18 protein-coding genes and 1 pseudogene are annotated in these 21,528 nt (G+C 64.2%); 11 read left to right on the top strand and 8 right to left on the bottom strand.

Annotated features, from left to right (window positions below):
• Positions 1-105: 105 nt before the first annotated feature.
• Positions 106-900, bottom strand: coding sequence for an EcsC family protein (locus tag ACDH77_RS00405; protein WP_017157982.1), 795 nt, complete (start codon positions 898-900; stop codon positions 106-108).
• Between the two features lie 170 nt (positions 901-1,070).
• Between ACDH77_RS00405 and ACDH77_RS00400 the strand changes: the two genes are divergently transcribed.
• A complete protein-coding gene (locus tag ACDH77_RS00400) occupies positions 1,071-1,544 on the top strand; it encodes an SRPBCC family protein (RefSeq protein ID WP_008577858.1) in 474 nt (157 codons plus the stop codon).
• 342 nt (positions 1,545-1,886) lie between these two features.
• Here ACDH77_RS00400 and proP read toward each other — a convergent pair whose 3' ends face one another.
• From proP to ACDH77_RS00375, 5 genes are all read right to left on the bottom strand, one after another.
• Entirely contained in the window at positions 1,887-3,377 is a 1,491-nt protein-coding gene (gene proP / locus ACDH77_RS00395) for a glycine betaine/L-proline transporter ProP (RefSeq protein WP_014088919.1), read from the bottom strand.
• Positions 3,378-3,909: 532 nt separating this feature from the next.
• Positions 3,910-4,239 carry a thioredoxin family protein gene (locus ACDH77_RS00390; RefSeq protein WP_008577855.1) on the bottom strand — a complete coding sequence of 110 codons (330 nt, stop codon included), beginning with the start codon at positions 4,237-4,239 and terminating at the stop codon, positions 3,910-3,912.
• 20 nt (positions 4,240-4,259) lie between these two features.
• Complete coding sequence (locus ACDH77_RS00385) at positions 4,260-4,658, bottom strand: host attachment family protein (RefSeq protein WP_008577854.1); 399 nt, start codon at positions 4,656-4,658, stop codon at positions 4,260-4,262.
• A gap of 383 nt (positions 4,659-5,041) precedes the next feature.
• Entirely contained in the window at positions 5,042-8,785 is a 3,744-nt protein-coding gene (locus ACDH77_RS00380) for a M48 family metallopeptidase (protein ID WP_372353876.1), read from the bottom strand.
• A 283-nt stretch (positions 8,786-9,068) separates the two neighbouring features.
• Entirely contained in the window at positions 9,069-9,512 is a 444-nt protein-coding gene (locus tag ACDH77_RS00375) for an NUDIX domain-containing protein (RefSeq protein WP_008573866.1), read from the bottom strand.
• A 258-nt stretch (positions 9,513-9,770) separates the two neighbouring features.
• On the opposite strand from ACDH77_RS00375, the gene ACDH77_RS00370 reads away from it, so the two are divergent.
• The 3 genes from ACDH77_RS00370 to ACDH77_RS00360 all read left to right on the top strand — a co-directional run bounded on the left by ACDH77_RS00370 (position 9,771) and on the right by ACDH77_RS00360 (position 11,915).
• Entirely contained in the window at positions 9,771-10,427 is a 657-nt protein-coding gene (locus ACDH77_RS00370) for an SDR family oxidoreductase (protein WP_011345828.1), read from the top strand.
• Between the two features lie 109 nt (positions 10,428-10,536).
• Positions 10,537-11,607, top strand: coding sequence for a M4 family metallopeptidase (locus tag ACDH77_RS00365; RefSeq protein WP_218488954.1), 1,071 nt, complete (start codon positions 10,537-10,539; stop codon positions 11,605-11,607).
• On the top strand, positions 11,604-11,915 hold the full coding sequence (locus ACDH77_RS00360; RefSeq protein WP_005917446.1) for a protealysin inhibitor emfourin: 312 nt from the start codon (positions 11,604-11,606) through the stop codon (positions 11,913-11,915). The genes ACDH77_RS00365 and ACDH77_RS00360 overlap by 4 nt, the downstream gene beginning before the upstream one ends.
• Before the next feature lie 300 nt (positions 11,916-12,215).
• Here ACDH77_RS00360 and ACDH77_RS00355 read toward each other — a convergent pair whose 3' ends face one another.
• The gene (locus ACDH77_RS00355; RefSeq protein ID WP_031420509.1) at positions 12,216-12,746 is read right to left on the bottom strand and encodes an SRPBCC family protein; all 531 of its coding nucleotides are present in this window, start codon (positions 12,744-12,746) and stop codon (positions 12,216-12,218) included.
• 213 nt (positions 12,747-12,959) lie between these two features.
• Between ACDH77_RS00355 and ACDH77_RS00350 the strand changes: the two genes are divergently transcribed.
• The 7 genes from ACDH77_RS00350 to ACDH77_RS00320 all read left to right on the top strand — a co-directional run bounded on the left by ACDH77_RS00350 (position 12,960) and on the right by ACDH77_RS00320 (position 20,230).
• Complete coding sequence (locus ACDH77_RS00350) at positions 12,960-14,129, top strand: HDOD domain-containing protein (RefSeq protein WP_046935366.1); 1,170 nt, start codon at positions 12,960-12,962, stop codon at positions 14,127-14,129.
• A gap of 236 nt (positions 14,130-14,365) precedes the next feature.
• Positions 14,366-14,554, top strand: a complete 189-nt coding sequence (locus tag ACDH77_RS00345) for a CsbD family protein (RefSeq protein WP_008575250.1) — start codon at positions 14,366-14,368, stop codon at positions 14,552-14,554.
• Positions 14,555-15,499: 945 nt separating this feature from the next.
• A complete protein-coding gene (locus ACDH77_RS00340) occupies positions 15,500-16,147 on the top strand; it encodes a hypothetical protein (protein WP_228729097.1) in 648 nt (215 codons plus the stop codon).
• Positions 16,148-16,264: 117 nt separating this feature from the next.
• Entirely contained in the window at positions 16,265-16,903 is a 639-nt protein-coding gene (locus ACDH77_RS00335) for a hypothetical protein (protein ID WP_031420504.1), read from the top strand.
• A gap of 77 nt (positions 16,904-16,980) precedes the next feature.
• Positions 16,981-18,813: an XVIPCD domain-containing protein gene (locus ACDH77_RS00330; protein ID WP_372353875.1), complete on the top strand. Its 1,833-nt coding sequence runs from the start codon at positions 16,981-16,983 to the stop codon at positions 18,811-18,813.
• Positions 18,814-19,211: 398 nt separating this feature from the next.
• Positions 19,212-19,433 carry an XAC0095 family protein gene (locus ACDH77_RS00325; RefSeq protein ID WP_209261964.1) on the top strand — a complete coding sequence of 74 codons (222 nt, stop codon included), beginning with the start codon at positions 19,212-19,214 and terminating at the stop codon, positions 19,431-19,433.
• A 188-nt stretch (positions 19,434-19,621) separates the two neighbouring features.
• On the top strand, positions 19,622-20,230 hold the full coding sequence (locus tag ACDH77_RS00320; protein ID WP_014088904.1) for an NAD(P)H-dependent oxidoreductase: 609 nt from the start codon (positions 19,622-19,624) through the stop codon (positions 20,228-20,230).
• Between the two features lie 229 nt (positions 20,231-20,459).
• Here ACDH77_RS00320 and ACDH77_RS00315 read toward each other — a convergent pair.
• Positions 20,460-21,138: pseudogene (locus ACDH77_RS00315) on the bottom strand (hypothetical protein).
• Between the last annotated feature and the right edge of the window lie 390 nt (positions 21,139-21,528).

Raw genomic sequence — 21,528 nt, 5'->3', positions numbered from 1 at the left:
AGCGCGTTTCGTTGCGTTGCGTTGGGCCAGCGTCACCCGTGGCTGCGACACCTACTGCACGATGACCTTGCAGTCATCTGCGACCTTCGCATGCAGCGGCACGCATCACCGCGGCGGCGGCAATGCCTCGTACGCGCGCCGCACCGCATCTTCGCCGAAGCGACGCTCCAGCCGACGCACGATGAAATGTCCGCGCGCCATCGCCTGGAAGTGGCGCATGAACACGGTATTGAGCGTGGCGCCGCTGACTGCGCCGACCAGCGGCACTGCCTGCACGGCGAGTTTTTCGCCCACGTTGACCGAAAATTTCGCCGCGATGCGCGAGACCAGCGAGACCAACGCCGGTGCGCCCTTGCTGGCAAAACCGTGTGCGGCCACGTAGCTGGCCGCCGCACTCAATTGCTGCGCCATCGCCGCACGTACTGCGAAGTAGCCGGATTCGGCGCCGTCGTCGCTGGCGCTGCGCCCGCCATGCGCCAGCACTTCCAGGCACGCCAGCGCGGTGTCGGGGTCGTGCAGCGATTCACCTTCGGCACGGGCGATATCGGCGATGGAGCGCAGCATCACCGTGGTGGTCACCGGCAGCTCCACCATCAAGCCCGGCAGGCCGAAAAACCCGCCTGCACCGCCGGAAACCGCCACCGCCAGCGTATGCCGCGTCGTGGATGCCGGTTGCTGCGCATCGGCCTTGCCGCGCAGGCTCAGCAACGCCGATTTCATCGCCACCTGAAGTGCGCGACGGGTCACGCCGTCGATGCTGCGGGTCACTACTTTGGGAAGCCGTTTGGTGATCAGGCTCTCGATCGGCGCGCCCAGCGCATTGGCCAGTTGCGCTGCCACGCCGGGGTTTTCCAGCAATGCGTGGGCCGTGGCCAGATCGCGCTGCGCGGCAGCGTCCATCACCGGTATCGGAAGCGTCGTCATGCCTGCTCATCATGGTTGGGACCTGGCCGATGGTACCCAGCGCGATGTGAGTGCCGCACAAGCGAACCGGACCCTGTTGGGCCTGCAGCGCAATTGGCTGTTAAAATGCGGCAATCATCGGCGTCCAAGCAGCGAATGCTCACCAGATGAATTGCGAGATCCGCCACAGCATCGTCATTGCCGCCGCGCCGGAAGTGGTCTGCGCCGCGTTGTCCGAGCCCAGGCAGCTTGCGCGTTGGTGGACCCGTGAAGTGAGCCTGGCCGACGATCTGGTGCGCCTGGACTGGAGCCGGCAGGGCTGGCGTGTGGAACTGAGCATCGACGAAGGCGCCGATCACCAACTGGTGTGCTGGCGCTGCCACGACTCCAACATGCTCGACACCGACGCCTGGAAAGGCACGGTGATGCGCTTTGAGCTGCGCTCCATCAGCCAGGGCACGCAGGTGGATTTCGTGCAGTCCGGGTATCGCGATTCGCCGTGCAAGGAGGCCTGCGCGCGTGGCTGGCGCTTCTTTCTCGGCAGCAGCCTCAAACGCTATGTGGAAACCGGCGAAGGCGCGCCATCGGCCGATATGCGCATGCCCGTGTTGCCAGAGCACAACCCGTACACCGCACGCTAAAGGCAGCAGCGGCGAACTGCAGCATCGTGCAACGCGCTGCGTCGATCACGGGCAACAGCATGTGGACCTGAAACTTGGCGAAGCGAAGTTTCCACCCATCCTGTGCGTGACGAACAAGCACAGCCAACACCGCTACTACGCAAACCGCCAAGCGGTTGCTGGCGACGGTTTGCTAGCCCGCCGACCGTCACCTTCGAAGGTTCCGGCCGTCGCCTGCCTTCACATTGGCGGCGATGCGCAGCGTCATCGCCCGCATCGCCTCTGGCGTGATCTCACCGGTTGCTGCAACAGCACCACATGCGCCTGAAGCCACAAATGCATGCCATGCGAATCGCCGACAACTCACGCCGTGCGCGGTTGGCCCATCGACGCTGTGGTGGTGACCGGCAATTGCGCATCCACCGTCACCGGGCTGTCGGCCTGCAGCAAGGCGCGCGCTTCGGCATCGCTGGCCACCGCCGGCGGCGAGCCGCGTAGCGGCAATCCCGCGGTTTCGCGCACGAACAGCATCGTCAGCAAGCCGATCGCCGCTGCGCCCATCAGGTAGTACGCCGGCACCAGCGGGTCGCCGGTACGCTCCACCAGCCAGGCGGTGACCAGCGGCGTGGTGCCGCCAAACAACGACACCGACACGTTGAAGGCAATCGACAACGCGCTGTAGCGCACCGGCGTGTAGAACAGCGCCGGCAAGGTGGACGGCATCGAGCTGGTGAAGCACACCAGGGCCAGGCCAAGCAGCATCAGCCCGGCGAAAATCAGCCCGTCGTTGCCGCTACCGACCAGCAACAGGCACGGGATCGCCAACGCAAACAACGCGATGCAGGCACCGATGATCATCGGCCGCCGGCCCAGTTTGTCGCTGAACATGCCGCCGACGATGTTGAGCGGCATCATCACCAGCATCACCAGGATGATCAGCAACAAGCCCTTGCTCTCGGCGTAACCCATCGTGACGCTGAGATAGCTGGGCATGTAGGTCAGCAGCATGTAGTCGGTGACGTTGAACACCAGCACCAGGCCCACGCACTTGAGCAGTTGCGGCCAATGCAGGCGCAGCAGCGTGGTCAGGCCCTGCGCGGCGGTCTGCCGTTCGCGCTGCTCGGATTGTTCGGTATAGGCGCGAAATGCCGGGGTCTCTTCCAGCTTCATGCGCATGTACAGGCCCAGCAACCCCAACGGCCCGGCGATCAGGAAGGGCACGCGCCAGCCCCAATCGAGCATCTGCGCCGGAGTCACGCTCATGTGCAAGGCGGTCACGGTGGCGGCGCCGGCGATGTAGCCACCCAGCGTGCCGAACTCCAGCCAGCTGCCCATCAGGCCGCGATTGCGGTCGGTGGCGTATTCGGCAATGAAGGTGGCCGCGCCGCCGTATTCGCCGCCGGTGGAAAATCCCTGCAGCAAACGCGCCAGCAACAGCAGTGCAGGCGCCCATAAGCCAATGCGCTCGTAAGCCGGAATCAGGCCGATACTGAAGGTGCCCAGCGCCATCAGGATCATCGTGGCGGCCAGGACTTTCTGGCGCCCGTAACGGTCGCCGAGCGGTCCGAAGACCATGCCGCCGATCGGCCGCACCAGAAAGGCCACGGTGAAGGTGGCGAAGGTCGCGATCAATTGTGCGGTGGGGTTGCTTGCCGGGAAGAACACCTGGCCCAGCGTCACCGCCAAATAGCCGTATACGCCGAAGTCGAACCACTCCATTGCATTACCGAGCGCCGCAGCGCCGACGGCCTTGCGCAGCATGCTGCGGTCCACCACGGTGACGTCATCCAGTTGCAGCTGGCGGCGGCGTTTGAACCAGCCAAAGTGCGAACGCATCGCGCGGGCATCGTGCATTTATGGTCTCCGTAAGTTGCGCCCGGGATATCTCGTCGGGCGCAGGCCGTCGCTACCCACACGCCCTGGCAACGCACAGGACACGGCACATCACGCAAGTACGGCAACGCATTGCACTTAGATGACACCGGAGGCATTCCCGGACGGCCGCGTGGATTCAACGACGCTGCGGGACAGACGACCAAGGGATGGGCATTGCCCAAGGGCTTGATCAGTGCGCTATGTTACTACAGCCGGCCGATCGATGCAGGCGCGACGGCGCCAGGCGCGCAAAACACCTTGTTTTCTGGCCGATTCATCTGCACTGGTGCGCGATGCGTACGCGCCCGTCCGCTGTGTACGCATCCGCTGCGACGATGTCGCGCACGCCCTGCGTGACGCAGCACCTGCAGCAGCACGATGCATCGCAAGCCCGCTTTTTACAGAGAATGAAAACCTGCTGCGCCTGCGTCAGGCGACCGCACGCCAACGTTCGTCAGCGATGCTCAGCGCCGTGCAAGCGCATCTCAAGGCGATGCGATGTTGCGTGCAATCAGGCTGCATCCAGCAGCGACAACAGGTCTTGCAGGTCCTCACGCGTTTGCGGTCTGACTGCGCGTGCCAGTTCCTGCCCGTCGCGCAGCAGGATAATGGTGGGCCACAGTTTGACGCGAAAAGAGCGGCCCAGCGGCCGCCCTTTCCCGTCTTCGATCTTGCGGTAGTCGATCGCTTCGTATCCGCCCAACAGCTTTTGCAGCAGCGGCTGCGCGGCAATGCAGTGGCCGCACCAGTCGGTACCGAATTCCAGAACCTGCAAACCGGTCTGTGCCTCCACTGCGCTGCGTTCCGGGGCCTGGGAGGCGTACTGGCGAACGAAGCCCATCGTCTGGATGCTCCGCTTGATTACGACAAGGCGCGCTGGATATCTTCCAGCGGCAGGTTGGTCAGATCCTTGGCCAGGTCGCCCACCAGGCGCTGCTGGGTTTCCTTGTGCAGCAACGGGCGCACGCGGCCCAAGGTGGTCGGGTCGGCCACCAGCACCAGGTGCGTGTACTCGTGCTTCAAGGCGCCATCGTTCAAGGCGTGCGAGAGCTGCTTGGCGAATGTCATTTCGTCCAGGTCTGTTTCGGTGAGATCTTGCGGCGCCTTGCCGGCCGGGCCGTCGTCATCGACGTTCTGCACGTCGGTGCGCGCGTGCTGGCGCAACACCACCTTGGATTCGTTGCCGGTGTTGGTGAACCAGCGGGCTTCGCCGCCGTCGGCCACCACTACCAAGGCGCCCTGAGGAATTTGCAGACTCATCCCATTTCTCCTGATCGATGTTGACACTGCCACTGCAGCGCCAGTCGGTCTCAACCTAGGCGAGAAGATGTAAGGATTGCGCCTAGCCGGTGTCAGCAGCGCGTTAGGGCTGCGCGTCGAACTTCGGCAACGGCAGCTGCGCTGCCTGCTGAAAAAAACGCGCGATGGCGCGTAGCGCCTGCTGGCTTTTTCCGTGGGGCGTGGGAAATGGAAGCTGTGCCGCGGCCGGCCCGCACCCGCACGGCGGCGAGCGCAGGTGTTGTTCGTTGCTGGGCATCCGCTCGGCAACGCGGCGTCATCGCGTGCGCTACGCCGGCAGTGTCCGAGCGAGGGACGTGGCGCCCTCACCTGAGCGATTGCATCGTCGTACACCGGGCACTGCATCAGCCCAGATAGGGGCGCTCGCTGGCAAACAACAGCTGCTGGGCGCCACGCCGCCATGCATCCGGGCAGCGCTGGCCCAGTAGGACCGCCGCCATCGTGTAGGCCAGGCCGCGGCCGACCAGGCTCACGCCGCCCAACGCCGCTTCGGCCTGCTGCTGGCTGCCGCCGGCCTGTACCGCGTCGAAGAACCGGGCGATGTAGGCGCCATCTTCGCCGGTCCCTTGCAGGGTTGCCGCACGCAACGCATCCGTCTGCCAGCCCTCGCGCGCGGCCAGTGCCCAGGCGCTCGGTGCAGTGATCGGGTCGAGCCCGGCGCTTTCGGGTAGCACGCGTGCCTGCTGCAGCAATGCGGCGCTGGCGCCATGGGACGCGGCCGCGAGCCGGACGATGCGCGCCTGCACGTCGGCATCGGCGGCCGCCTCTGTCACTGCCGTGTCCAGTTGCCCGTGGGCCAGGGCGTAATAGCTGTGGTACGGCGTGCCCTGGGTGCGCTCACCGCCCTCCAGTGCCACGATCGATGCCAGTGATGGCGACTGCTGCGCCATGCCTGGCAGGTCCGTCGCCAGGCCGCGGTAGCGCTGCAAACGCGCCAGCAGCGGCAGCACTTCATCGGCCAGTGCCGGCGCGCGCGCTGCCTGTTCGTACAGCGCCTGGGCTTGCGGCAGATGCAGCTGACCGACCTGCACGGCCGCTGCAGCGCGCTGCAGCCACGGGTCATTCGGCCAGCGCGCCTGTGCGGCGACAAACGCCTGGTCGCGTTCGGGGGTATCGCTGCGGCAGCGGATCGCCGCGTACTGCAATGCAGGCGCATCCGGATGCGCCTGCGCAGCGGTAGTCTGCTGGCCGCACACCTGCGCCCGTTGCTCGGGCGTGGCGATGTCCTGCTGCATCCGCAGCGCCACCACGTCTTGCCGGTTGCGCTGCAGGCGCTCGGTCAAAATGGCGGGCAAGGCCTGTGGCGCTGCGCTGCGCAATTGCTCCATCCACTGCTCCAGATACGCCGAGTCCGCAGCGTCCCAGCGCGCATGCGCGGTGATCAGCGCCAGATCGCGCTCCGGTCCCAGCTCGCCCAACAGCTCGTGGGGCGAACGCCCGGACACGGCCGTGAGCACGTCGCGGTACTGGCCGCCCTTGCCGCTGACCTTCTGCGGCGGCTCGCTGAAGATGTCCTGCGCCTGGGTGCGTTGCCAGCGTGTGGTGCTCAGGCTGCGCGTGGTGTCTTCGCTGGCCGAGCCGTAGCTGGCACGCCAGTTCAGCAGCAGCGCGGCACCGGCCACGTTGTAGGCGAACTGGCCGCCGTGGCCGCCGCTGGGCGCATCGAAACGTTCGATCGCCGCGCCGTTGGCGGTGCGGGTTTCCACATGATGGGTCGAACGCTCTGACAGGCGAAACACATGGCGCTCATTGGCCGGGATGGTGGCCGACTGCCCGTCGATAGCCACCGTCACGGTCTGCTGCAAACCGTTGTAGGCGACCACTTCGGCCATGCCCACCGCGCCGCCGGCCCACAACACGCCAGCCACGATCGATGCGGCCACCGCCACCCGCGCCACCGACGGAAACACGCCGTCGGCGGCCAGAAAGCGCTGCCACAGGTTCTGCCGCAGATCGCGTTGGCGCATCTCGCCCGGCAGGCGGATCGGGTAGTCGGTCGGTGCCGCCGGAGGGGTGGCGTCGGTTGGCGAGGTGTCGCCGCTGCGCAGTCGCTCGGCCACGGCGTTTTCTGCACGCAGCAACTCTTCCAGGCTGGCATCGCGCAATGTGCCCAGGGCGTCCAGGGTGACTTGCACCCAGCTGCCGGCGGCCTTCATCCAGGCATTGATGTTGTTCTCGTCGGCCTCGACCAGACCAAATTCCGGCAGGCACTGCGACCACTGCGGCTTGCCCAGGGCCTGCGCCAGCGGCGCGTTCATCTGCACCTGGCCGGCTTGCGCATACACCTGGCCGGCTTGCGCATACACCTGACCCAGCGCGCGTTGCACCTGATTGCAGGCCGCCACCAGCTTGCGCAATTCCTTGGACGAGACGCGGCCATCGGCGATCACGCTCTGGAAGGTCTGCAGGTACAGCAGATTGGCGTCTTCCAGATCGGCGATGGTGTGGTCGGTGTAATGCAGCACGGCCAGATAGCCACGCAGCAGCGCCGGCCAGCCGCCGCCGATACGGTTGGCTGCCGCCAGGTGCACGCTGCGGCAACGTTGATCATGGCCGCTGACGCGCGCACGCAGCACCCGCAGCTCGTCGTCCAGCTCGGCGATCACCGCCGGCAGCTGCGTGCGCGACAACGTGGTGCCCTTCCAGGTCACCACCCCGCCGGCGGCGCGCAACCCGCCATCCATCAGGCCTTGCAAGGTGGCGCGTTGGCGCTCGCGCTCGCGCAGTTGTTCGATCGCCTGGCCATCGTCGGGCAGGTACAGGCCGTCCAGCGCCTGCAGCAGGTCGCCGGACGGCAGCGGCGTGGCATACAGCTCGTCCAGGGTGCGCGCGGTACGCGTGCACGAGCGCCCCAGGTACAGCCCTTGGTAGCGCCGCGACAACGACAACGCGGCGAAGTCGCGTTCCAACTGCTCCAGCGAAACGGCAGTGTCCACGCAGGTGGGCGCCTGGCCGTTGAACATGCCCAGCGAGACGCGTTCACGCAGCGCCTGGGCGTCATGCAGCAGCTCCATGGCCGGGCGCGCATCGATGGGGCAGGCGATGTAGCGGCGCTTGAGATTCTCCTCGCGTGCGGCGCTGGGCGGATGCGTGGCCCACATCTGCGAGGGCTGTGCGATTTCGCCATGAAACAGCCGGTGCATCGGCGCTGTCTCGGTCGGTACCGCCGGCACCGCCCCATGGCCGGGGTCGTTCAACACCACGCGCATGTGTTCGATGATGCGCGACTGGATGGCGAACAGATCCTTGACCGGGCGGTCCTGGGCGAATTCGCGCGCGGCAAAGCGCAGCGCGCGCTGGAAGCCGTCATCGGCCGCTTCCAGCTTGTGCAGTGCATGCACCAGCGCATCGCTGCCGGTGAGCGATGCGGCGACCAGGTCGGCCTGGTATTCCATCTCGCGCGAAAGTGCGCGCTGTGCCAGCACCACGCCGCGGAAGGTGATTTCGACCAGCGAGCGGATCGACCACACGATCAACGACAGCCCCCAGCCAATCCACGCCACGCGCAGGTCGATGCGCGACAGCGTGGCCAGTATGCGGTCCAGCGCATCGCGCTTGCCCACGATGTGCGCGGCGATCTGCTGGGCGATATACACCCAACGGCCGACCGCCATGGTGCGCTGGGCGAAATGCCCGAATTCATGGGCCAGCACCGCCTTCAATTCGCCCAGGTTGAGCACATTGACCAGGCCCAGCCCGATATCCAGATTCTTGCGCGAGGGCAGCAGCAGATTGATCAGCGACAGGTCGTAGAACACCCCGGCGTTGACCTGCGCCGACAGGTACACCTTGTGCGGGCGCGGTGCCCCGGCATCGTCGGCCAGCCGGTACAGGAAGGCGAACAGCGCCGGCTGCTCGGCGGGGGTGAGTTCCAGCGCGCGGGTGTCGCGTTCGGCGCGCTTGTTGAACACCAGCGCCTTGGCCATGAACACCGCCAGAAACGCCGCGCCGGCGGCCACCACCCATTGCCAGAATGCCTGCTCGCCACCGGAGCCCTGCAGCAAGCCGGCGACCAGCCGGTAGGCGGTCCAGCCGAACCACACCAGCAAGCCCAGGTACACGGCGATGAAACCGCCCAGGCCGAGCATGGCCAGCCAGGCGTTGCGACGATAGTTGCTGCTGGGCGCAGTGAGCTGTTCCGGCACCACGGCCGGGCCTTGCGGATAGAGCGATTCCATTCGTGTCCCCTGATGAGTGGCCGGGCGCCACGCAGTCGTTCGGCATCCCGGCCGTGCGATTCGATCCGCCGGGCGCGCTGTCCCCTCGCCCCGGCAGCGCAGAAAATAGCCGAGCGCGGCGACAAAATCCATGTGACCTGCGCGGCGCAGCACATGCCCGCCGCACGAGAGCCGCAGCGCGGCTGTCAGGCAGTCATGCCCGGGCTGCGGCGTGCTCGGCCTGCACCTGCTGCACCGCCTGCATGGCCGAGCGGGTCAGTGGCGTGGGCAGGGCATCGAGTGCGAACCAGCCGAGTTCCAGCAGCACCTGCGGTTCGCGCAGCACCGCCTGTTCCGGGCCCTGGATGCTGGCCAGATACACCGGCGCCACCCAATGCTGCGGCGGGTCCATGTCCGGCTCGAAGTGGCTGACCACGCAGAGCACGCGCTGCGGGTGCACCTGCAGGCCGGTCTCTTCGAGCACTTCGCGCACCACCGTGGCTTCCACGGTTTCCATCCAGTCCACCTTGCCGCCGGGCAGCCCCCAATGGCCTTGCTCGGGCGCACGCCCGCGCAGCACCAGCAACAGGCGGCCATCGGCGCGCTGGATGAAGGCACCGCAGCCAACGCGCGGGCGTAACTCGGAAGACATCGGCATCAGCAACTCTCGCAGACTCTGGCCCGTCAGTGTCCTAGATGTGGTGGCTGCGGGGAATGCTGGCCGGAATGTTCGATCGCCACGCCTTGGCACTGAGGAGCACCACCCAGGAAGCAACAGCGGCGGCGAGCAACTGCGGAAGGCATGCGCTTATCGCGGTATGGCAGGGCCGGTGCGCGATTACACCGCCTTAGCACCGCGTTGGCGAGGATGGCCGCCTTTCCGCGCCATGTCGGCGCGCAGCTGTTGGAGAGGTACATGTCTCGAATTCTCGTCATCGGTGGCCACGGCAAGGTGGCGCGCCTGCTCACGCCGCTGTTGGTGCAAGGCGGGCATCAGGTCACCGCGCTGTTCCGCAACCCTGCACACGAAGACGACGTGATGGCCGATGGCGCCACGCCGGTGGTGTTCGATATCGAACACGCACAGACCGATGCCATCGCCGCGCAACTGGCCGGTCACGATGCGGTGGTGTGGTCGGCCGGGGCGGGCGGCGGCGATGCGGCGCGCACCTACGCGGTGGATCGCGATGCGGCCATTCGCTCCATGCATGCGGCCGAGCAGGCGCGCGTGCGTCGCTATGTGATGGTGTCCTATCTCGGCGCCGGGCTGGAACACGGCATCGGGCCGGACGATGCCTTCTTCGCCTATGCGCAGGCCAAGGCCGCTGCCGATGCGCACCTGCGCAGTACCACGCTGGACTGGACCGTGCTCGGCCCCGGCCGGCTCACGCTGGACCCACCCTCGGGCCGCATCACCCGCGACCCGGGCAGCGATGCCGAAGGCGGCGTCTCGCGTGCCAACGTGGCGCAGGTGATCGCCGCCGCACTGGCAACGCCGGGCAGCATCGGCAAAACGATCGGCTTCATCGACGGGCAGACCCCCATTGCGCAGGCGCTGTCGCAGCTGGAATGAACGCAACACCCCATGCGATCCGCACTGCACGCGGCCACCGGCGCCGGCTAACGAATTCCTAAAGCCGGCGCCCGCATAGTCGCTGGCGCAGCCATTGTGGAGGTCGCTTATGTCCGCGTTTGTCAGCGCGCGCCGCGCCGGGATCCTGCCGCCGTATCTGCTCGAACATGTGGCGCAGGCTGCGCCCGCACACGCGCGCCAGTGCGCGCTGCTGTCGCGGCAAATCACCGCCCAGCTACGGCAGCAGCGCGCACTGGGGCTGCTGGCACGCGCCGATGCGCCGGCGGCAGATGCCAAGGCGCAACAGACCGCCCCGGCGGTGCAGCGGCGCATCTACGATGCCCAGCAAGGCACCGCCCTGCCCGGCACCCTGGTGCGTGACGAAGGTGCCGCCGCCACCCAGGACGTGGCGGTGACCGAAGCCTACGACTACCTGGGCGCGACCCACGATTTTTTCCAGACCGTGTACGGGCGCAATTCGATCGACGCGGCGGGCATGCCGCTGATCGGCAGCGTGCATTACGAGCGCGGCTACGACAACGCGTTCTGGAACGGCGAGCAGATGGTGTTCGGCGACGGCGACGGCGAGGTGTTCAACCGCTTCACCATCGCCCTGGATGTGGTCGGGCACGAGCTCACCCACGGCGTCACCGAGCGCACCGCCAACCTGATCTATCAAGGCCAGTCCGGTGCCTTGAACGAATCGATTTCGGACGTGTTCGGCGTGCTGATCAAGCAGTACACGCTGCGCCAGAGCGCCGACCAGGCCGACTGGATCATCGGCGCCGGCTTGCTGATGCCCGGCATCAAGGGCGTGGGCCTGCGCTCGATGCAGGCGCCCGGCAGCGCGTACGATGACCCGGCCCTGGGCAAGGACCCGCAGCCGGCGACCATGGCCGGCTATGTCGACACGCAAGAGGACGATGGCGGCGTGCACTACAACTCCGGCATTCCCAATCACGCGTTCTATCGGGCCGCCGTCGCGATCGGTGGGGCGGCGTGGGAGAAGACCGGGCGCATCTGGTATCGCGCGCTCACCGGTGGCGAGCTGGCCGCCGGCGCGGACTTCGCCACCTTCGCCGCGCTGACCGTCGAGGTGGCCAGCGCCGACTACGGCGCCAACAGCAGCGAAACCGCAGCAGTGCAGCAAGCCTGGCGCGACGTGGGTGTGCTCGCATGAGCCCACAACGGCCACCGGTGGAAACCGGCGTGACCTTGCGGCTGGCGCGCGAAGGCGGGGTGGCGGCGTTTCCGGCCATGCGCCGCGAGCGCCAGTTGGCGATGGATGCGCTTGACGATGCGCAGCGGGTGCGACTGCGCAGCGTGCTGGATCAGTGCATGGCGCACGCGTTGCCGGCGCCGCAGGCCGGCGGTGGCGATCGCCGCTATTTCAGCATCGTCTGGGATGGCGCCAGCGAGCCGCTGCGCATCCCCGAAGAACATGCACCTGCGGAAATCGTGCAGCTGTGGAAGCAGGGCACGCTGTAGCGCAGGTCGATGGCCGCAGTGTGACCTGGAAGGCACCGCCTTACAGCGGCGCGTGCGACGCGCGGCATTGGCTTCTTACCCAAACGAAGACACCGCGCGGTGCGCGGTGTCTGTCGGTGAGCGAATGTGGTCCAACTGCGGATGCCTGCACCCTTTAAGCTGCCTAGATGCTCTAGGGCTGCACAGCTGGTGATGCATAGTGGCGCGCACCGCGTTAGCGCGACGTGCAGCGCAGCGGTCAGTCTGAAGACATGCCCCTCATCGCTGCACTGCACCAAGCACGCGGTGCGCGGCAGCCGATCAATTCTCCGGATGCGCTTCCACCAGATGCGCCAACAGCATCAACGAATCCTGCCAACCCAGGTAGCAGGCGTGTAGCGGAATCTGCTCGGGAATGCCTTCCTGCACCACGTGCAGATCGGTACCGCACGGCAGCGTGTGCAACTGCACCGTGGTGACCATGGTGCCAGGCAGCGAGGGGTCGTCGAACGCATCGTCGTAGCGCAACAGCACGTTGGGTTGCAGCTCGCGGTAGGTGCCGCCGAACGCGTGGCGCTGGCCATTGGCGAAATTGGTGAACGCCATGCGGAAGGTGCCGCCGACATGCGCATGCAAATGCTCCACGGTGCAGGTGAAGCCATTGGGCGGCAGCCACTTGGCCACCGCATCGGCTTGGAGGAAGGCGCGATAGATCCGCTCGGGGCTGGCACGTATGACGCGGTGGAGCGTGACGGTGGACATGGGCACTCGCTTGGGCAGAGAACGTCTCTGCATGCTAGCCATGAACCGGCCGTTGCACATCATCGGCAGGCCATGGCCCGCGTGCGCCACTATCGCGCACGGGCGGCGGCGGCTCGGCGGGGTATGAGCTGCTGCCTGCTGCACGCACTGCGTTGCCCCAGCCCGCAACGACGCGACGGTGGCCTGCTGCATGTGCGCGCCAGCTTGCCCGACCGTCCGACGGCAATGCCCAGCGACACACGCTCGCATTGCCGCCGCGACCGGCTTCGCGGATAGTCGCCGCACTGATCAGACGATTTTTCCATGATGCTCGTCACTGTGTTGCTGCTCGCCGCCGGACTGCTAGGTGCCGTTGTGCTCGCCGGAGGTCTGTGGTGGTTGCTGGCGCGACGCCGCGACGCCAAGGCCGATGACATCGCGACGCCGTCGGCAAGCAATGCGTCCACAGCACATGCGTCGCCCTCGCCGATTGCACCGGCACCATCGCCTGCCGCGCCGCTGCAGCAGCCCGTGCCGCCGCCGGCTGCGCAGACATTGCAGATCGAACCACCGCCGATGCGCCCGCTGTTGCGGCGCATGTATGCGGCGGTGATGGCCACGCCATCGCTGGCCGAGGGCACGCTGCCCGGCGACCCAGCCCAGGCCGAGGTGTTGGCCGCCGTCGCCGCCGCGCTCGAACAAGTCGACCTGCGGCCGCAATTGCTGCCGCGTCGCCCGCACCTGTTGCCGCAGCTGATGCGTGCGGTGAACGATCCCGATGCCTCCGGCCGCGGCATCGCCGCGATCATCGCGCAGGACCCCGCGTTGGCAGCCAACCTGCTGCGCATCGCCAACAGTGCGCTGTACCGCCCGCAAGGCGGCCCGCTGGAAAGCCTGGAGCGCGCGGTCGTGCATATCGGCACCGAAGGCGTGCGCCAGATCGTCGCCGCGGCCGTCATGCAGCCGGTGCTGAGCCTGGATGGCGGGCTGTACTCACGCCTGCCTGCCGCCGTGTGGGATTACGCCCTGCGCACCGCCACCGCCGCTGCCGCCTATCTGCGCGAACGCGGCGGCGACACCTTGTCCGGTCAACTCGCCGGCTTGCTGCAGGGCCTGGGCGCGATCGTGATCCTGCGCGTCCTGCGCGACACCTACGCCGAGCGCCGCGGCGTGCCCTACAACCTGGAGGTAGCCGCCGCCCTGGTCGAACGCCATACCGCCGCCGTGGCCAAGACCATTGCCACCGCCTGGGACCTGCCGCCACAGCTCGGCACCGCGCTGGACGAACAGCGCCCCGAACACGACACCAGCCTGCTCGCCACCCCGCTCGGCCTGGCATTGCGCTACGGCCGCCTCGCCGCCGCCCTGGCCATGCTCGCCCGCCACGGTGCCGAGCACGAAGACCACGCGCTCGGGATCCTGGCCACCCTGCAGCCGGACAGCGACGCCAACGCCGCACTGTGGCAGCGGCTGGTGGCCGCGAGCGTGGAGTGAGTTGCAGTAACGCTACGGCCGTTGCTTACCGCAGCATCCCAGCGTCAATCAGCCGATGACCATGTCCACTGCATGCCTTGAAGATTCGGCTCAGCCAGGCCCTGCTAGCTGCAGCTGGCGCAAATGCACTAACGCAATTAGTGCATTCGCAACTGCGGCATCCGGATGCAAGCGCACATCATGCTCACGCCGGCACGCACAGACTGGACGGGTTCCCCAAACGACGAGAAACATCCATGGATAAGAATCGTATCGACGGTGCCGCCAAGCAGGTCAAGGGCTCGGTCAAGGAAGCCATCGGCCGCGTCACTGGCGACAAGAGCACCGAACTGGAAGGCGCCGCCGAAAAGAATGTTGGCAAGGTGCAGCGCAAGGCCGGCGAAGTTGCCGATGACGTGCGCGACGCTGTCAAATCGAATAAGTAAATCGGGTGCATGATCGGTAGGCGGATGCCTGCCGTGCTGTAAACCGCATCAGGACTATGCGTCGCGTACATCGCACGCAGTGATGTAGCGCAAGCAGCGCTCGATCACCAACGCCCCGACCTGGTCGGGGCGTTGGCGTTTTGGCACGCGGCGCTGACGCTGTATCGCGCGTATAGAACAGCAGGCTGGCGTGCATACCGAACCGGGTCTGAAGGTGGGTATGCATATTGGCGAGCGCCTTGCCAGCACCGGGACTATGGGGGCTACTCACTGATGGCAGCGCCTGGCGTGACGGATGCGAGACGGAAGGTAACCATCTCATCACCCGCGGCCGCAGCTTCGCTGCCTCACGCCAGCTGCTACACGGTGCAGCACGCGGCAATGCGAACCGCACCAATGCAGCAGCCTGGGCGAAGGCTTCCGCATTGCAGAAGACATCGGCACCTGCACCTACAAGCCCATGTACCGATGCCGATGCAGGATTCGTGGCGGCGCTGGAAGCGGCGCAGCGGCATGAGCGCGACAGGCATGCCGTCGAGGCGACGCGATGAGTGGTGACGTCGGCTGCTTTGAAGGGCATGAGTTAGAGCAAGCGATACCGTTTGGAAGCCACGCTTTTCGAAGAATCTGCCTGTTGACAACAAGAGTTAGTATCCCTAACTTCACCAGCATCCGAAAGACATCGGAGCTGTGGTTGATGGAAGACAGCAGAGAGGAACGCGTAGTGTTCCCGCAGGTGACGTGGCTGCTCAAGATCATCGCGACTTCGACCCGGGCCGATGACGTTATGTCAGGACGGATTCGAGATGGTATGCGTGCACCGATCTGCCGCTGAGTCACATGCTCAGTGGAGCAGCGATGCTATGAGTGAATCCTTTGCGCGGAAGTGATCCCGCGACCTGCCTTGCTCAAGTACGATGACCTGCCTACGTGTACGGATCGCGTATGAGACCCACCAAGGTTGCAATGTTCTCAGTTGCCATCCTCTGCGTAACTTCGCTATGTGCATGCGCACATACACTTGGTAAACCTACTTCGCCACTTCCAAAAGAGCCGCGTGCAATGACGACGCCTGATACTTCAATGGTCAACCCTACGCTCAGCGCTGTTGAGATTGGCGAAAGATTTTTGAAACTGCTGGGCGGGTTGGACTCCAGGAAAGATCTGACAGTCGATCGGGTCCGCGAAGTCACTGGCATTTCTCTGAAAAAAGTTTCCTTCCCCTCTGAGGCTCTTGAGTCGTATATCCACGGCCAAGCGCTTAGTAATGGCTGGAGCTACTTATTGGAGCTTACTCCCGAGTCTCGTGCTCTCAAGCAGGGCATTGGTCTGTCTTTTGTCAACGAGGATGAAGGATCTTCAAGTCTTCAAGATAACTGCGTCGATTTTGAGGAATACAAAAGTTCGCTTATTGAGTTGGGATTTGTGGATTCGCCCGTGCATGGTGAGATCGGCCAACTACAAAGCTGGCGGTTTGCTAATTTCGCGAAAGACGGAAGCGGAAACGATATTGTGATTTCGCTCGTTCCTCAAAATGAAGTGCCTGTTTCTCCCGGCAGGCTATGTGTCAAATCAATTGGAACACTGAACTAACCAAGGACGGAAGCTGATGGCAACGCCTAGCCCGCAACTCGAAGCAGCTCTCGCCAGCTTTTCTACGTATGAATTCACACATTGTATGCTGCGTCTGTCACCCCTTAGGATCTGCCAATGCGCTTCCCCCGAGCAGCCCTGCTCTTCCTAACCGCACTCTGCGCACCTGCACTAAGTGCTTGTGCCCATGGACCACTGAAGCCGCTTCCGAAGGAGCACGCTGACATGACTTTGCCAGAGGCTGTCACCGCCAACAAAATTACGCTTAGCGCTGAAGAAATAGGCAATCGGTTCTTGAAACTGATCGAGGGGCTAGAGTCCCGTGATGACCTGAGTCCCGAACGTATTCGGGAAGTTATGGGGATCACTCTTAAGAAACCAGATCCAGCAGAGCTGTCAGTGGCGTACTGGAGCATCGATCTGCAAGATGGGTGGCGCTATGCATTTACCTATGTTCCAGAATCGCCCTCGCTTTTAAAAGGCGTGGACTTGACTTTTCAAAACGATAAAGACGATTGGTCTAATATGTCTGCTGTCTGCGGGCTTGATTTTGATCATTATGACAAGGCACTTAAAGCAATGGGCTTTAATGCCTCACCTACTTACGGACCGATTGGTCAGCTTGAGGATTGGCGTTACACAAAATTTGCAAAAGATGGAGTTGGTGGGGATATCGTTATTTCCGTTGTCCCGAGGAACATTGTGGTCCGTGAGCCTGGTCGACTTTGCGTCAAATCTATCGGTACGTTGAACTAATCAACAAGGAACGAAAGATGGCAGCCGTCAGCCCCCAACTCGAAGCAGCGCTTGCCCGTTTCTCAACTGATCCAAGTGTGACGCGGGATCAAGCACAGCAACTGCGCACGGCAATTATCTCCAACACAACGCTTCTTAAAGAGTTCGAGAAAGAGGCTAAACAAGGGCATTTGCAGGGATTTTCCTTACAGTCATCAGCTAATAGAGCCCCAAATTTAGTGGGCAGTTACGACATGCAAAGCGGAGTTATCACGCTCCCGACGGCAAGCTTTCAGCCAGCAGGCACAACTCCTAGTAGTGATTTAAAGGCTACGCTGCAAGTCCAACATATGACTCTGGTGTTTGCTCGGAGCACGTATCAAGATGTGGCCAGAGTCAGTCATCCTGTGACGCAGGATATGGTGGACAACTTGCAGTCCACGCTAAACAGATCACCGTTCCTTGCTGATCGGCTTAAGAAAGCGGCAACCACCGTCGATCCTTCGGATACATCAAGCCCGAAACGTGCACAACTTGAGAGCTTTGGATTTGTTGGACCGGGTGTCTCCGCCAGCGGGACCTATGATGGCAACAACAAGGTTATGAATTTGCCGCCGATTGGCTTGCAGACAGCATCTGCCAACAACCCTCAGGGCAGATTCTCTGAGAAAGATATGGTGTTCGTACTTGGGCATGAAATTCAACACAGCTTTAATCATGCGGATAAAACAAAAGCTACCGCCAACTTTCTGAATGATGTAAGGAGTCAGGCAATCGCCAAGACTCCTGTGCACGACTACACCAACGAGCTGCGTTCATATATCCAGTCGGGACGCGAGGACGAAGCGAAAGCAGAAATCGCGGGTTGGAATGCGTTAATCAGCCACGAAAGACAGTCTAATCCGACTGCCAATGGCCTTGATCTCATGTTAAACACCAAGAATGCGAGGACGCTAGATTTCGTACACAGGGATCCGCTTACCACTAAGGCAGTGGCAAATCCTGGCCTCGGCTTCAATCAGGATGGCAGTTTGTCTCCAACGGTCAGCAACATCGCCGCAATGGGCCAGCATTACTTCGACCGTCCATCTCCCCTCTACGCGCAGCCAGGCCAGCACCCGGTAGGCCTCGGCGAGCACCGCAATCAAGCTGGCCAGCTGCAGCCCACTGCGGATTACACCAATTACTACGGCACCTGGGCTGTCGAGCAGATCCTGCAGGCCGAAGATCGCGCGAACGTGATGTATCAAGGTGCCCGGCCGCAAGTGACCATCGATATGGCAGCGCTGGGGCTCAAAGAACATTTGATCGAGAACGAAGGGCTGGACCGAGGCGTCAACAAGTCACCGTTTCCGTATCAGGACACAAGTACCCGGCCGCCCACGCTGCATCATTTCGACCATACCCAGGATGGAAGCGTGAATCCCGCGCACGACCATACCTATGTTCCGGTTGTGCCCAGTGCGCCTGCTGCAACGGGCTCGCTCGGGCCGGACGATCCTGCGCACCCGGATCACCGCATGCTGGAGCAGATTCGCAGTGGCGTCCGCAAGATCGACGAAAGCGTGGGCAAGCCGTACGACGACATGAGCGAGCGCGTCAGCCGTAGCCTGCTGGCGGTGTGCAAAGACAACCGCGAGGCCTACCCGGCTGCGGGGGATCGCTCGCTGGCAGACAATGCGTTGAGCCGCGTGGACCATGTTGTGATGGGCAAGACCGGCAACGTGTTTGCGGTAGAAGGGCGGCTGGATGATCCTGCGCACAAGCGTGTGCACGTGGAGATCGACCAGGCAATCCGCACCCCGGTGGAACAGTCGGACCAGAAACTCCTGGCGGCCAACCAAGCCATTGCGCAGGAAAGGGCGCTGACGCAGCAGCAAGAGCTGGCGCGTGGAATGAACGAGCCTAGCCAGGGCAGCCTGTCCCGCTAGATCGCACGCTTGCGGAGCGCTATGACACCATCGGAGCCCGATGGCGGTCTGCGTTGCATTACCTCACACCGCTCGATACACGCCCAACACGCGGTACGCATATGCCGTTGCGCACCCGCGCTGGGCGAGCGCTGTAACTTGACCCTAGCCACCACCGCCCGCACACTCCCGCTCGGAGCCTAGAAACTCCACACAGACAGCGGCACCCACCTCCGAGAATTTGGTGGGTTTTTTGTGTCTGGCCGAAAGGCCTGGCACGGCTCGGCGTTCTTGCGCCGGGAGGGCGGCGAATACAACACCCGCAAGGGGAATAAGCCCGCCGGCTGTCTGCGGTTTCTAGCCTCCCGGCATCCCGCTGCGTTGTGCAGCGGGAGCCAGCCCATGGCAAGGAGAGCGGCATGCACGACGAACCCGGCTACTGGATGTCCGAAGGCACGCAATACCGCCTGCTATGCGTATGCGACCAGCTGCGCCTGCTCGCTACCTTGGCCACACCGCGTTCGTGCGACGAAAGCACCATGGGCGTGCCGGCCATTCCACTACGGCAGTGGGCGCATTGCATGCAGCAGTTGGCTAAGCAGGTGGACGACGTATTGGACGCCTTGGGCACTGCTGGATAGTGCGCCTCCTTCGACGCACGCGAGGCGCCATGTGAGCGTGGTCGGGCGACGTCGCTGGCTTTGCTCGCTGACTGACCACATAACCTTTCGTGTTGACAGCGCTTTTGCAACGGGTCGTTAGCATTCTGTCGCGTTGATGCGGCTGCAGGTAAAGCCGTGCTTGTCTTCTCCCTGGAGTGATTACCTACATGCATGCCCTGATTGTTGTTGCACATCCCGAGCCGCGCTCGCTGACGCACGCCATTGCCGCGCAGGTGAGCGCTGGGCTGGAGGCGGCCGGCGGCGGCCACACGGTCGAGGTTGCTGACCTGGCGCAGGAAGGTTTCGACCCGCGCTTCAACCAGGCTGACATCGCGCTCTTTCAGCAGCGCGCGGCACCTGCGCCAGATGTAGCGGCCGAACACGCGCGGCTGGACCGGGCCAATGCGCTGGTGCTGGTGTTCCCGATTTACTGGTGGTCGTTTCCGGCGCTGCTGAAAGGTTGGATCGACCGGGTGTTTACGCTGGGCTGGGCGTTCGACGAAAGCGCCGACGGCAAGATCATGAAGAAGCTGCAGCACCTGGACGTCCACATGCTGGCCATCGGCGGCGCAGACGAGCGCACCTACGCGCGGCACGGCTACTTCGGTGCGATGAAGACACAGATCAATCACGGCATCTTCGATTTCTGCGGTGCGCCGGTACGCACCTCGGAACTGCTGACAGTGCCGGATGCGGGCTTTCCGCAATCGCACTTCGACACAGCGCGCGCAATTGGTGCGCGGTTGTTTGCCGCAAAAGCAGCTGCATGTAGATGACCCGGCGCACTCCAGGCTACGGCTGCCGCGTCATTGTGATTGGCAGGTCTGCAAGCTGCCTGCGTGCCTGCGTGCCTGCGTGCCGATGATGCGCGCGCGTCATGACCTCGCTTGCATGATGCCGCGCTGGTCATGACGTGCAACCGCACCAGCGTTTGCTGGCCGCGCATGCACCCTGCGCGGCCGCGCGTCCGGGGTCGTGCAGCAACCTGTCGCCCGCCATCACGCATCACTCAAACGGCCGCGGAGACGGGCGCGAGGAGTTGACAAAGGTCTGGTACAGCGCTGCCGCACGCTCATCTGCAACGACGCTTTCGATACCGCTCAAACCTCTTTGTGCGATGGCCGCCGATGCCTTGCGATCGCCGAGCAGATAGGCGAGCCGCAGATACGCTGCGCTCTCGACCAGGCTCTTTTGCAGGGTGTCGCCGTTGTAGACCTCGGACAGCCCATAGTAGGCGTAGATATTTCCGGTGGCTGCGGCCTTGCGCAATGTGGCCACGCCGCTCTCGAAACGGCCGCCAAGTGCGGTCTTGCTGCCGTAGAGCACAGTGGCCGCCGGATTGCCCGCCTGCGATTCGGCCTGCAACTGGGCCAGATCCAGCTTGCTCAAGCGTGCGTGCTCGGTCGGCGACGGGTAGCCGTGGGCAATCAGCCAGTGCGCTTCTGCCTGCGAGCTGGCCAGCAATGGGCCGCCAGCGATGCAGGCGCCTGAGCCGGGATTGCAGAGATACGGCGTTGTGGCGGCATGGGTCTGCGCTACACGCGTAGCCGGTGACCGCGAGACGTTGTTCGGTGCGGCACTGGCGGTGCGCGCGTGGGCCGTGGGCGCGATGGCCCGGGGGTGTGTGCACTGGCGGCGGCGCGTCGGTGCAGCTGCTGAGTGCCACGACGGGGAGCGCGATCAGTGCGGTGCTAACGACGTTCATAGGGCTGTCCTGATGCATGCAAGATGTGCGGGGTGCACATGCCGCAGCTGCGTTGCTCCTTGAGCCTGCACCTTGCGCGGCAGCGATGGCGCGGTCAAGTCCGCTGCACGCTGCTGCCGCTTTTTATCTCAGCCATGCCATTGACCCGCTGCGCGTGGCGAAGGCGCAGCAAATACATGCCTGCATAGCAGCGTTCGCTGGCGGCGAGGCGGGCTGGCAGCAGACGGGCGCATGGCATTGCACTGGCAGGCGTTTGGACTTTGGCCGCGCGCAATGCATGGCTCATGGCTTTGGGTCTGATCGACCGCCGGTGGATGTCCCCAGGTTTTGGCGGTGGCGCCTGCACCTGCTTCCGCAACGCATCAAAGC

It is taken from the genome of Xanthomonas axonopodis pv. maculifoliigardeniae (assembly GCF_041519315.1).
In the GTDB taxonomy this organism is placed as follows: Bacteria; Pseudomonadota; Gammaproteobacteria; order Xanthomonadales; family Xanthomonadaceae; genus Xanthomonas; species Xanthomonas euvesicatoria.
This window is presented reverse-complemented; position numbering and strand designations above follow the sequence as displayed.